Origin of the sequence: Caballeronia sp. GAWG1-1, assembly GCF_023631465.1 — a bacterium.
Taxonomy (GTDB): Bacteria; Pseudomonadota; Gammaproteobacteria; order Burkholderiales; family Burkholderiaceae; genus Caballeronia.
Genome location: NZ_JALQDB010000016.1, coordinates 1 through 12,656 on the forward strand (window position 1 = coordinate 1; position 12,656 = coordinate 12,656).

Annotated in this window: 12 protein-coding genes and 1 pseudogene; 2 read left to right on the top strand and 11 right to left on the bottom strand. The window is 62.3% G+C overall.

Features of this window, described 5'->3' with window-relative positions:
- The 4 genes and pseudogenes from NCT03_RS10350 to NCT03_RS10365 all read right to left on the bottom strand — a co-directional run.
- Positions 1-134 (bottom strand): annotated as a pseudogene (locus tag NCT03_RS10350) (electron transfer flavoprotein subunit beta/FixA family protein); the annotation flags it as partial.
- Positions 135-368: 234 nt separating this feature from the next.
- On the bottom strand, positions 369-1,163 hold the full coding sequence (locus NCT03_RS10355) for a MetQ/NlpA family ABC transporter substrate-binding protein (protein WP_250465312.1): 795 nt from the start codon (positions 1,161-1,163) through the stop codon (positions 369-371).
- 34 nt (positions 1,164-1,197) lie between these two features.
- A complete protein-coding gene (locus tag NCT03_RS10360) occupies positions 1,198-1,851 on the bottom strand; it encodes a methionine ABC transporter permease (protein WP_244825900.1) in 654 nt (217 codons plus the stop codon).
- A complete protein-coding gene (locus tag NCT03_RS10365) occupies positions 1,841-2,875 on the bottom strand; it encodes a methionine ABC transporter ATP-binding protein (RefSeq protein WP_250465313.1) in 1,035 nt (344 codons plus the stop codon). The genes NCT03_RS10360 and NCT03_RS10365 overlap by 11 nt, the downstream gene beginning before the upstream one ends.
- Positions 2,876-3,129: 254 nt before the next feature.
- Between NCT03_RS10365 and NCT03_RS10370 the strand changes: the two genes are divergently transcribed.
- The gene (locus NCT03_RS10370; protein WP_250465314.1) at positions 3,130-4,008 is read left to right on the top strand and encodes an alpha/beta hydrolase; all 879 of its coding nucleotides are present in this window, start codon (positions 3,130-3,132) and stop codon (positions 4,006-4,008) included.
- A gap of 4 nt (positions 4,009-4,012) precedes the next feature.
- On the opposite strand, the gene NCT03_RS10375 is transcribed toward NCT03_RS10370, so the two are convergent.
- Positions 4,013-4,936 carry a histone deacetylase family protein gene (locus NCT03_RS10375; protein ID WP_250465315.1) on the bottom strand — a complete coding sequence of 308 codons (924 nt, stop codon included), beginning with the start codon at positions 4,934-4,936 and terminating at the stop codon, positions 4,013-4,015.
- Between the two features lie 307 nt (positions 4,937-5,243).
- Here NCT03_RS10375 and mltB point away from each other — a divergent pair, with 307 nt between their 5' ends.
- Positions 5,244-6,392 (top strand): lytic murein transglycosylase B, encoded by a 1,149-nt coding sequence (gene mltB / locus NCT03_RS10380; RefSeq protein WP_244825905.1) that lies wholly within the window; start codon positions 5,244-5,246, stop codon positions 6,390-6,392.
- A gap of 67 nt (positions 6,393-6,459) precedes the next feature.
- Here mltB and cysM read toward each other — a convergent pair whose 3' ends face one another.
- The 6 genes from cysM to lapB form a co-directional block, all read right to left on the bottom strand.
- Positions 6,460-7,362, bottom strand: coding sequence for a cysteine synthase CysM (cysM, locus tag NCT03_RS10385; protein ID WP_250465316.1), 903 nt, complete (start codon positions 7,360-7,362; stop codon positions 6,460-6,462).
- 242 nt (positions 7,363-7,604) lie between these two features.
- On the bottom strand, positions 7,605-7,958 hold the full coding sequence (locus NCT03_RS10390) for a ComEA family DNA-binding protein (RefSeq protein ID WP_250465317.1): 354 nt from the start codon (positions 7,956-7,958) through the stop codon (positions 7,605-7,607).
- Positions 7,959-8,033: 75 nt separating this feature from the next.
- Entirely contained in the window at positions 8,034-9,026 is a 993-nt protein-coding gene (gene rfaD, locus NCT03_RS10395; protein ID WP_250465318.1) for an ADP-glyceromanno-heptose 6-epimerase, read from the bottom strand.
- A gap of 28 nt (positions 9,027-9,054) precedes the next feature.
- Positions 9,055-10,032, bottom strand: a complete 978-nt coding sequence (rfaE1, locus tag NCT03_RS10400) for a D-glycero-beta-D-manno-heptose-7-phosphate kinase (protein ID WP_244825909.1) — start codon at positions 10,030-10,032, stop codon at positions 9,055-9,057.
- Complete coding sequence (locus NCT03_RS10405) at positions 9,998-11,401, bottom strand: UDP-glucose dehydrogenase family protein (protein ID WP_250465319.1); 1,404 nt, start codon at positions 11,399-11,401, stop codon at positions 9,998-10,000. Before NCT03_RS10405 ends, rfaE1 begins: the two co-directional genes overlap by 35 nt.
- 69 nt (positions 11,402-11,470) lie before the next feature.
- The gene (lapB, locus tag NCT03_RS10410; protein ID WP_244825912.1) at positions 11,471-12,646 is read right to left on the bottom strand and encodes a lipopolysaccharide assembly protein LapB; all 1,176 of its coding nucleotides are present in this window, start codon (positions 12,644-12,646) and stop codon (positions 11,471-11,473) included.
- Positions 12,647-12,656 lie beyond the last annotated feature (10 nt).

The window sequence follows — 12,656 nt, forward strand, 5'->3', positions numbered from 1 at the left end:
TCTTCCACGGCGATCTCGTCGAACGGGTTCATGGACATCTTCACGTTGGCGATATCGACACCCGTGTTGTCCGACTTCACCCGGACCTTCACGTTGTAGTCGACCACGCGCTTGACTGGCACCAGAATTTTCATCCACACGCTCCAAAAGGGTCTCTCCGCGCTGGCGGAGGAAGCTTGTTCTTCCGATTCCTTGCGGATTCGGCGATCGATTGAGTCAACCCAGCCTCACATTATACGAGCGCTGCGTGTGCGCTTCCCCCGCCGAAACGGGTGGGCGAGGCGACGCGCGATCGGCATACGCCGAATAATATCGAACGACCGTTCTATTCACTATCCCAAAAAACCCGCAGCCCGCTTTTCGCTGGGTTACCAAGCGGCAATCACCGCGCCCGAGTATTTGCCGGCGATGAACTGCTTCACTTCCGGCGAGTGATACGCGGCCACCAGCTTCGCAACCCAAGGCTTGTCCTTGTCCACCGCGCGAATGGCGATGATGTTGGCGTACGGACCATGCGGATCTTCGATCGCGATGGCATCCGCGTTCGGCTTGAGACCCGCTTCCATCGCGAAGTTCGTGTTGATCGCGGCGGCGTCCACGTCGGCGAGCGAGCGCGGAATCTGCGCGGCATCGAGTTCGACGATCTTCAGCTTCTTCGGATTTTCGACGATATCGATGGGCGTCGCCTTCAATCCGGCATCGGCGCGTAGCTTGAGTAAGCCTTGCTTTTGCAGCAGCAGCAATGCGCGGCCGCCGTTGGTAGGATCGTTCGGAACCGCAACGCGCGCGCCGTTCTGCAACTCGCCAAGCGACTTGATCTTCTTCGAGTAGATGCCCATGGGGAACGTCACCGTGTCGGCGACCTTGATGAGCTTGTAGCCGCGATCCTTCACCTGTGCATCGAGATACGGCAAGTGCTGATAGCTGTTCGCGTCGAGGTCGCCCGCGGACAATGCGGCGTTCGGCTGCACATAGTCCGAGAACTCGATGACCGTGATCTTCAGGCCGTTCTTCGCCGCGACCTGCTTCACGACATCCATGATCTGCGCGTGCGGCCCGCCCGTCACACCGACCTTGATCGCGTCTTCGGCATGCGCGACGCCGCTGACCAGCATGACCGCGGACAACGCGGCGGCGAACTTCAGAATGAATCGACGTTGCATGAACTGACCTTTCGTTATGAGGTTGATGCGAACTTCACTTGTGACTGAGACGGCGCACGAGCCAGTCGCCGAACGACTGCACGAGCTGCACGAACACGATGAGGATGATGACCACCGTGAGCATCACTTCGGGCAAGAAGCGCTGATAACCGTAGCGGATGCCGAGGTCGCCCAGCCCGCCGCCGCCGATTGCACCGGCCATCGCCGAATAACCGACAAGCGAAACGAACGTGATGGTCAGCCCCGCCACCACGCCCGGCAACGATTCCGGCAGCAGCACCTTGAAGACGATCTGTCGCGTGGTCGCGCCCATGGCCTGAGCGGCTTCGATGAGCCCGCGATCCACCTCGCGCAACGCGGTTTCGACGAGCCGCGCGATGAACGGCGCGGCCGCGATGGTCAGCGGCACGACAGCCGCCGCCGTACCGATGGACGAGCCCACGACGAGCCGCGTAAAGGGAATGACCGCGACGAGCAGAATGATGAACGGCGTCGAGCGCACGGCATTGACGATGCCGCCGAGCACGCGATTCACGGCGAGGTTGGGCAGCACGCCGTCGCGATCCGTCAGATACAGGAGCACGCCGAGCGGAAGCCCAAGCGCCGCGCCGATCAGCCCGGAGATGCCGACCATGATCAGCGTCTCCCAGAACGACTGCACGAACATGTCGAACATTTCACTCAACATGGGAAAGCTCCTCCACCACGACGCCTTGCGAGCGCAAATAAGTAATCGCCTCGGCGACCTTCACCGGCTGACCGCCCGCGAGCACCGCGAGCGAGCCGAACGCCTGGCCCTGAATCTCGTCGATCTGGCCATGCAGGATATTGAAGTCGAGCTCATAGCGGCGGATGGTCTCGGAGAGAATGGGCTGATCGACGCCCGAGCCCGTGAACGCGAGCCGCAGCAAATGGCCGCTGCCGGTCTTGAGACGCTCGGCCACGCGCACCTTGAGCGCGGGCGGCAACTCGTGCGCGATGACATCGCCGATCAGCGCGCGCGTGACTTCGTGATGCGGTTGCATGAAGACATCGACCACCTTGCCCTCTTCGACCACGCGCCCGGCATCGAGCACGGCGACGCGATCGCACACTTGCTTGATGACGTCCATCTGATGCGTGATGAGCACGATCGTGAGCCCGAGCTCGCGATTGATTTTGCGCAGCAGGTCGAGAATGGAACGCGTGGTTTCGGGATCGAGCGCGGAGGTGGCTTCATCGGAGAGCAGCACTTTTGGCTTGCTCGCAAGCGCGCGCGCGATGCCCACGCGCTGCTTCTGCCCGCCGCTGATTTGCGCGGGATATTTGTCCTTGTGCGTGGTGAGGCCGACGAGTTCGAGCAGCGGCAACACCACGGCCTCGATCTCCGCGCGCTTGTTGCCCGCGAGTTCGAGCGGCAGCGCCACGTTGTCGAACACCGTGCGCGACGACAGCAGGTTGAAATGCTGAAAGATCATGCCGATGTCACGGCGCGCGGCGCGCAAGTCGTGCTTGCCGAGCGTCATGAGATCGCGGCCATCGACCACGACGCTGCCTTCGCTCGGTCGCGTCAGCAGGTTGATGGTGCGCACCAGCGTGCTCTTACCGGCGCCGCTGCGCCCGATGATGCCGAACACTTCGCCGGCGGGAATCGTCAGATTGACGTTGTGTAGCGCTTCGACCCAGCCTCGTGGGCTCGCGAAACGCTGTGAGAGATTGCGGATTTCGATCATTCGACCAGGACGTGATTCATGCGTGGTCCGGAAAATACAAACGGCGGGAGGCTTTCGCGGACACTGTAGCGTCCGCGCAGCCAGCCGCCGCTCGTTCTAACTTCGTTGCTGTTCAGCCCTAACTTCGTTGCTGTTCAGCCGCAGGATTTTACCGGAGCATCAACATTCTGTTTAATAATGAATTTCGATGATTTAATTACTGAATCGAATTTGCTTGATGCCTGGCCGCAGCCGATCACTTCGAAGCTCACCGCATGCCAACCAACGTCTACTCCACCAGCACCGTCACCACACGCCAGGGCGTCGAACTCTTTCTGCACCGCTGGCAGCCGAAGCCTCCACTGGAGCCGACAGCGCGCATCGCGCTCGTGCATGGCCTTGCCGAACACGCCGGCCGCTACGACGCGCTGGCGCTAGTGCTCAACGCGGCGGGCATCGAACTGTTCGCAATCGATCTGCGGGGTCACGGCAAGTCGTCGGGCGAGCGTGCGTGGGTGCGCGTCTTCACCGACTATCTGCTCGATGCCGAAGTGCTTCTCGAAGCCTGCGCCACGACACCGCCCGCGGACACGCCGCTCTTTCTGATGGGCCACAGCATGGGCGGCGCGATTGCCGCGCTCCATGCCGCCGAACGCGGGAGCGAGAAGAAGTTGGCTGGATTGATTTTGTCGAGCCCGGCATTGCGCATTGGCAGCGGCACGCCGCGCTGGAAGACGACGCTCAACCGCATCGTCGGCACGCTGATGCCGCGCTGGCCCGCGTTCTCGATCGATCCCGCGCTGCTCTCGCGCGCGCCCGGCGTCGTCGAGGCGAACCGGCGCGATCCGCTCGTGCATCACGGTCCGGTTCCGGCTCGCACGGGCGCGCAGATTCTCGCGGCGATGGAGCGCATCGCGGCAAAGCGCGATCTCATCAAGTTGCCGCTTCTGGTGTTTCATGGCACGGCGGATGTCATCTGCGATCCGGCCGGCAGCCGTGAATTCGAAGCCAACGCGGGCTCGACCGACAGCACGCTCGAAATGGTCGACGGCAGCTATCACGAGACGCTCAACGACCTGGACCGCGATCGCGTGATTCGCGCGCTCATCGACTGGACGCTCGTGCGCGCCGACTATGCGCGCACGCATCCGTGACAGGCTAGATTTCGGCCAGCGCTCGCAGATGCGCGACGACGCTGCGCCCGAGCGCCGAGAGGTTGTAGCCGCCTTCGAGACAACTGACGATGCGCCCTTGTGCATGACGCTCGGCCACCGCGCGAATCTTTTCGGTGATCCACGCGTAATCGTCCTCGACGAGTCCCATGTTGCCGAGATCGTCTTCGCGGTGCGCATCGAAGCCCGCCGAGACGAACAGCATCTGCGGCTTGAATTCCTCGAGGCGCGGCAGCCACATCAGGTCGACCACTTCGCGTACTGCCATGCCCTTGGTGCGCGCGGGCAGCGGCACGTTGACCATGTTCGACGCGTGATTGTCCGCGCCCGTGAACGGATAGAACGGATGCTGGAAGAAGCTGCACATCATGACGCGCGAGTCGCCCGTGAACGCAGCTTCGGTGCCGTTGCCGTGATGCACGTCGAAATCGATCACGGCGACGCGCTGCAGACCGTGCACTTCGAGCGCGTGCCGCGCCGCGATGGCCACGTTATTGAAGAGACAAAAGCCCATCGCGCGCGCGGGCTCGGCATGATGACCCGGCGGACGCACGCTGCAAAACGCGTTTTCGTATCGGCCTTCGATGACGGCATCGGTCGCCGCGATCGCCGCGCCCGCCGCACGCAAGGCCGCGCGATACGACTGCGGACACATCGACGTATCCGGGTCGAGTTCGCTTCTGCCATGCTCGGGTGTGCGGCTCTTGATGTAATCGATATGCGACTGCGTGTGCACGCGCGCTAGGTCGGTTTCGCCGGCGAGCGGCGCTTCCTCGCGCTCGACGAGCATGTCGATGCGGCTTGCGATCAGTTGATCTTCAATCGCCTGCAAACGCGCCGGGCATTCGGGATGCCACTCGCCGTTGTCATGCTTGAGGCAGTCGGGGTGGGAGTAAAAGCCGGTGGCCATGATGTCTCGCAGTGCCGTCGGGGTCGGCTCTCGTCTCGTGTTTTTTCGTCATACGCGTATCCCGCACCGCGCATTTGACGTTAAGTTACCACACCGTTCGAAACGGCCGCCTTCTCGCTCTCCACGGCAGTCCGGGCTCCATGCGTCGGTTATACTGCCCCGAGCCGAAGGCAGCCTTGCATGCGTGCACGGCATGTCGCCGGCCGCTGCGTTCCGTTGAGAAACGTTGCGGATCGTTGCACCGTTCAGCAGGCGTCTGACCGTTCGAACATCCGGCTACGCCCCTTATCGCACAACCACGCAGACTATGACTTTTCAGTTCGCCCCGTTCGTCTCTCCTGTCTCGCTCAAGCGCGCCCTTCTCGCCTCGTTCGTTTGCGCGATCGCCACGTTTGGCGGCAACAGCGCGTGGGCGCAGTCGCAGCAACCGCAAACCGCAACGCCGCAAGGACAGGATTTCGAGGAAGAGATCGTTCCGCAGCGCTACGCGAATAACCCGAATGTCGATGCGTTCATCAACGACATGGTCGCGCGCTACGATTTCGACTCCGCCGCGCTGCACGACCTCTTCAATCACGTCAGTTATTCGGCGACGGCAGTCAAGCTAGTGCTGCCTTCGCCCACGCCGTCCGCCAAGAACTGGCGCGCGTATCAGGCGCGCTTCATCGAGCCGGTGCGCATCAACGCAGGCGTGAAATTCTGGCGCGCGAATCAGGCGACGCTGCAGCGCGCCTCCGAGCAGTTCGGAGTGCCGCCGGAAGTGATCGTCGGGATCATCGGCGTGGAGACGATCTACGGCAAATACATGGGCAACTTCCGCGCGCTCGACGCGCTGACCACGCTCACGTTCGACTACCCCAATGTGCCGAATCGCGTGGACCGTCAGGCGACCTTCCGCAAGAATCTCGAAGACCTGCTGGTCTGGACGCGCGACGCGCAAATCGACCCGACCACCGTGCTCGGCTCGTACACGGGCGCGATCGGCATTCCGCAGTTTCTGCCAAGCAGCATCGTGCAATACGCAGTGGATTACGACGGCAACAGCCGTATCGATCTGCGCACGAGTCCGGCGGATGCCATCGGCAGTGTCGCGAATTATCTGAAGCAGAACGGTTGGGAACCCGGGCGCCCGGTGGTGTGGAAAATCGCGGGCGATGTCGGCAGTCAGGGTATCGCGGAAGCGGCCGCGAACGGTCAGCCGGAGCCGCGCTGGTCGCTCGCGCAACTGACGAAAGCGGGCATGATAATCGACCAGCCGGGCCTTAATGTCGATGCCGAAGCCGGCACGCCGCTTACGGTCGTCGATTTGCCCACGCCGGGCCGCGCCACCGAATACACGCTCGGGCTCAGGAACTTCTATGCATTGACGCGCTATAACCGCAGCTTCTTTTATGCGCTCGCGGTGTATCAGCTTGGCGAGGCCGTGAAGGCGCGCATGGCAACAGGCGCGCAGTAAGAGCTTCTCTGGCACCAAGCAAAAACCCCGACGCGCCGGGGTTTTTTCATTGCGGCCGCGGAAGGACTCACGCGGGAAACACGCCTGTAGACAAATAGCGGTCGCCGCGATCGCACACCACGAACACGATGGTCGCGTTCTCGACCTGACGCGCCACGCGCAGCGCGACTTCGCACGCGCCGCCCGACGAAATGCCCGCGAAGATGCCTTCGACCGATGCCAGCCGGCGCGCCATCGCTTCCGACGCTGCCTGACTCACGTTCTCGACGCGATCCACGCGGCTACGATCGAAAATTTTCGGCAGATACGCTTCCGGCCATTTGCGGATGCCCGGAATGCGCGAGCCTTCCTCCGGCTGCGCTCCGACGATCTCGATCTGCTCGTTCTTCTCTTTCAGAAACTGCGACACGCCCATGATCGTGCCCGTGGTGCCCATCGACGAGACGAAGTGCGTGATGCGTCCTTCCGTCTGCTTCCACAGTTCCGGCCCGGTGGTTTCGTAGTGCGCGAGCGGATTGTCCGGATTGGCGAATTGATCGAGGATGATGCCGCGGCCATCGCGCTGCATCTGGTCGGCCAAATCGCGTGCGTATTCCATGCCGCCCGTGACCGGCGTGAGGATGATCTGCGCGCCATACGCGCCCATGCTCTGCCGGCGCTCGATGGACAAGTCCTCCGGCATGATCAGCACCATCTTGTAGCCGCGCACTGCCGCAGCCATGGCAAGCGCGATACCGGTGTTGCCGCTCGTCGATTCGATCAGCGTGTCGCCCGGCTTGATGCGGCCGCGTTCCTCAGCTTTCCTGATCATCGACAGTGCCGGACGGTCTTTCACCGATCCCGCCGGGTTATTGCCTTCCAGCTTGCCGAGAACGACGTTGTTGCGGCTGCGGATTTCATCGTCCACGACGCGGACGAGTTGCACGAGCGGCGTGTTGCCGATCGTGTCTTCGATAGTCATGTAAGCCATAAGCGGACCGGATTCATATCCCGCCGAAAAGGTCACACCGCGTGCGATCTTCGTGGGGATTTGGTATGGGAATCCGTCGATTGTAGCCCAGCGGTCCTTTCCATGTTCTTCACCCCTCTTGCACGGATGGAATGCCGGGCGCATCGGCGTTCATGCAAAAACCCCGCGACGAGACAGACCGCGGGGAGCCCAAACCATCCGAGGCTGAAGGAGCTTTTTTGATGCGAGGAAAGAGCCGCCGGCTATTTCTTGGCGACCACGGGCTTCGCCGCCGTCGATGCCGAGACCGGCGTCGCGTTCACGGAATTGGGCGCTGCCGCTTTCGGCGCCGCGCCAATGCTCAGTCCTTCGGCCTCCAGGCGCGATACGGTCTTGCCGCCCATGCCCTTCACGCGCGAGCCGAGATCGGACGCGTCCTTGAAGGGGCCGTGCGCCTGACGTTCATCGAGGATGGCTTTCGCCTTGGCCGGGCCGATGCCCTTGATGCCGCGCAGGGCGTCGGCGTTGGCGGTGTTGACATCGACCGCCGCGAGCGCGGAACCGATGGAAAAGGTGAGCGCGAGCGCGACGATCGTTGAGAATGCTTGCTTGAACATGACTGAGTCTCCAGAAGAACCGGCCGGCGAACAGTGCCGACCGCGAGACCCAGTGTAGAGAGACTTCGATTGCCTTTATAGCTGGCCGAATAGCCAACGCACGTAGCGATCGACACCCTCTTGCACCGTCAGAAACGGCGCGTCGTAACCGGCCGCGCGCAGATGCGACTGGTCCGCCTGCGTGAAGCATTGATACTTGCCGCGCAGCGCATCCGGGAACGGCACGTATTCGATCAAGCCGCGCTGCACGAGCTCCGCCAGCGAGAGCGCGGCCTCGCCATTCAGTGCGCGCAACGAGTTGACGACCGTCGAGGCGATGTCGTTGAACGGCTGCGCGCGGCCCGTGCCGAGATTGAAGATGCCCGACTTCTCCGGATGATCGAGAAAGTACAGATTCACCTTGACCACGTCTTCGACGGAGACGAAATCGCGCGTCTGCTCGCCTGCGGCATAACCGTTGTATTCGCCAAAGAGCTTGACCTTGCCTTCCGAGCGGAACTGATTGAAATTGTGGAACGCCACGGACGCCATGCGCCCCTTATGCGTTTCGCGCTGACCGTAGACATTGAAGTAGCGAAAGCCGACGATCTGGCTGCCCGCCTTCGGCAACACCTGACGCACGATCTGGTCAAACAGCAGCTTCGAATAACCGTAGACGTTGAGCGGCTTTTCGTATTCGCGCTCTTCGACGAAGCGGCTCGAACCGCCATACGTCGCAGCCGAGGACGCGTAGAGAAACTGCGCGCCCTGTGCGAGACAGATATCCATCACGTCGCGGCTGTAACGGAAGTTGTTCTCCATCATGTAGCGGCCGTCGGTTTCCATCGTGTCCGAACAGGCGCCTTCATGGAACACCGCGCGCACCTGACCGAAGTCGCCGCGCCTGAAGCGCTCGACGAATTCGGTCTTGTCGAGGTAATCGTCTATCTCGCAATCGACGAGATTCTTGAACTTGTCGGCACGCGTGAGGTTGTCCACCGCGATCACGCGATGCTCGCCGCGCTCGTTGAGCGCCTTGACGATATTGCTGCCGATGAAGCCAGCCGCTCCGGTAACGATGAAGGTCATGATGGAGTTGCCCGAGTTGCCCGAAGAGTCAGGCGAAGAGTTCGTTGTAATCGACGGTCGCGGTGCCGAGCTTGCCAACCACGATACCCGCCGCGCGGTTCGCATAAGCCACGGAATCGACGAGCGGCACACCCGCGCCGAGCATGGTCGCGACGGTCGCGATGACGGTGTCGCCCGCGCCCGAGACATCATACACTTCGCGTGCTTCGGCCGAAGTGTGCAGCACCTGGTTCTCGGTGAAGAGTGTCATGCCCTCTTCCGAACGCGTGAGCAAGAGCGCGCTCAGGTCGAGTTCCGCGCGCAGCTTGCTCACGCGCTCGTGCAAATCTTCTTCCGACTTCCACTGCCCGATCACCTCGCGCAACTCCGCGCGATTCGGCGTGATGAGTGTCGCGCCGCGATAGCGGTCCCAGTCGTCGCCTTTTGGGTCGACCAGAACCGGCTTGCCTGCTTGCCGCGCTTCGCTGATCATCTGCGTGACGTGCGTGAGCCCGCCCTTCGCATAGTCCGACATGAGGATGACGTCGTGCTGCGGCAGCAGTTCCGCGAAGCGCGCGAGGCACGCGGCCAGCACTTCGTGATTCGGCGTGTTTTCGAAATCGACACGCAGCAGTTGCTGCTGCCGCGACAGCACGCGCAGCTTGATGGTCGTCAGCAGTTCGGGATCGCGTTCGAGATGGCCCGCGACCCGGCTCTCGCCCAGCAATTCGACGATGCGCTCGCCCGGTTCGTCATGCCCGACCACACACAAGAGGCCAGCCTGCGCGCCGAGCGCCGCCGCATTGCGCGCGACGTTGGCTGCGCCGCCCAAGCGGTCTTCCTTGCGCTGCACGTGCACGACAGGCACGGGCGCTTCCGGCGAGATGCGATTCACGTCGCCGAACCAGTAGCGGTCGAGCATCACGTCGCCCACTACGAGCACGCGCGCCGCCGAAATGCGCGCGCGCGGCACCACCGGAATGTCGGCGGAATCAGCTGCGCTTGCCGTTACTGTCGAGAGCGACATGAGGACGTCCTATTGCGTAGTAATCGATGCCCATCTCGGACATCGCTTCCGGTTCATACAGATTGCGGCCGTCGAAGATCACCGGCATTTTCAACGCGCTCTTCAGATGCGCGAAGTCCGGGCTCTTGAACTCCTTCCATTCGGTCACGATGACGAGCGCATCCGCATCCGTCAGCGCTTCCTGCTGCGAGCGCACGAAGTGCAGACGCCTGATGTCGTCGGGCCGCTCGGCCAGATCGAGCGCGAGTACGCGTTCGGCTTCCTGCAATGCGACGGGATCGTAAGCGCGCACGGTCGCGCCGCGCGCGAGCAGCGCCTCGACGATGCGCCGGCTCGACGCCTCGCGCATGTCGTCGGTATTGGGCTTGAACGCGAGCCCCCACACGGCGAACGTGCGCCCGCGCAGATCCTCGCCCATGCGCCTGACGATCTTGTTGACGAGCACTTCCTTTTGCGCGTCGTTGACTTCCTCGACCGCTTCGAGAATGCGCAGCCGATGGCCGTTCTCACGCGCGGTCTGAACGAGCGCCTGCACATCCTTCGGGAAACACGAGCCGCCGTAGCCGCAGCCCGCATACAAAAAGTGATAGCCGATGCGCGGGTCCGAACCGATCCCGCGTCGCACCGCTTCGATATCCGCGCCGACCATGTCCGCGAGATTCGACAGGTCGTTCATGAAAGAGATGCGCGTGGCCAGCATGGCGTTGGCCGCGTACTTGGTGAACTCGGCGGAATGCACGTCCATGTAAAGCGTGCGCTCGTGATTTCGGTTGAACGGCGCGTAGAGCCGCTTCATCTTCTCGCGCGCGAGCTTGCCGTTCTCGTCGTCGTCGATACCGATCACGATGCGATCCGGCCGCATGAAGTCGTCCACGGCGGCGCCTTCCTTGAGGAACTCCGGATTCGACACGACCGAGAAGCCGTGTTCGTCCGAACCTTCCAGTCCGCGCGCCTTTAGTTCGGCTTCGACCACGTTGCTGACCTGCAGCGCCGTGCCGACTGGCACCGTGGATTTATCGACGATCACCTTGAAGCCGTTCGAATAGCGGCCGATATTGCGCGCCGCCGCGAGCACGTACTGCAAGTCGGCGGAACCATCCTCGTCGGGCGGCGTGCCGACCGCGATGAACTGAATCTCGCCATGCTCGACACTTGCCTGCACGTCGGTGGAAAACTGAATACGACCCGCCGCGCGCGTGCGCCGGAGCATTTCCTGCAAGCCCGGCTCGTGGATCGGCACGCCGCCGTTGTTGAGAATATCGATCTTGCGCGGATCGACATCCACGCAAAACACGTCATTGCCGATTTCGGCGAGACACGCGCCGGTAACCAGACCGACGTAACCCGTGCCGACGATGGTGATTTTCATACGCTTTTAACTGATTCCTGAAATGCCGGTGGCGGAGACGACGCCTCGCGCTCTCGAGCGCGTCCGCCCTCAGGCGGAACTGGTGATCGGCTCCACGCGGCGCGGCGCGTAGGTTTCCCAGCCGCTGCAGCCGGGGCATTGCCAATAAAATAGACGCGCGCGGAAGCCGCAGGTCTGACATGTGTAGCGCGGCAGATTCTTCGTGCGCTGTTTGACGAGCGTGCGCATGAGTTCGAGCTCGCCGCGGCGCGGCTCCTCGGCGGTCGCTTCCTGCGCTTCGAGCAGACGCGTCATGCCCGCGAGGTTCGGCGCGCTTTCCATTTGCTTCCTCGCAAGCGCGTGCGCCGCGTCGAGTCCGCGCAACTCCTGAACATGCTTGTACGCGACATCGAGCAAATCGTTCGATGGATAACGGCTCGCGTAATCGATCAACAAATCGACGCCCTCTTCCTTGCGGCCAAGCGTGCTGTACGCCTTCATCAGCTTTTCGGCGACGAGCGGCAGATACGCTTCGTTCTGCGCCTCCACGCGCTTCCAGCTTTCGATGGCCGTTTCGACATTGCCGGCGGCGGCTTCGACATCGCCCGAGAGAATGGTCGCGCGCACGTTATCCGGATTCGACGCCAGCGCGAGCTTCAACTCGTCGCGCGCGCCTTCCGGATTCTTGCGCTGCAAAGCCTCCTGCGCAAGCTCGCAATGGAAATGCGCGATCTCCATATGCAGCGACGGCGCGCCCATCTTTTCGATGCGCTCGGCGGTCGCGATCGACTTCGGCCAATCTTTTTCGATTTCGTAGATGGTCAGAAGCGCACGTTGCGCGCCGAGCGAGTATTCGCCGGCTTCGAGCGAGCGGAAAGTTTCCTCGGCGCGATCGAGCAGCCCAGCCTTCAGAAAGTCCTGACCGAGTTCATAGAGCGCGTGATCGCGCTCGGCCACGGGAAGATCGGCACGGCTCAAGAGGTTCTGATGCACGCGGATCGCGCGATCGGTTTCGCCGCGCCGCCGAAAAAGGTTGCCGAGCGCAAAGTGCAGTTCGATGGTTTCGGGATCGAGCTTGGCCACCTCGATGAACGCGTCGATCGCCTTGTCGTGTTGCTCGTTGAGCAGGAAATTCAGGCCGCGAAAATACGAGCGCGGCAGGTTCGCATTTTCGGATAGCAGCGTTTTCAGGTCATAGCGGGACGCCATCCAGCCGAGAGCGAAGGCAACGGGAATGACGAGCAGCCACCAGAAGTCTAGATCCATGCGCTTTTGT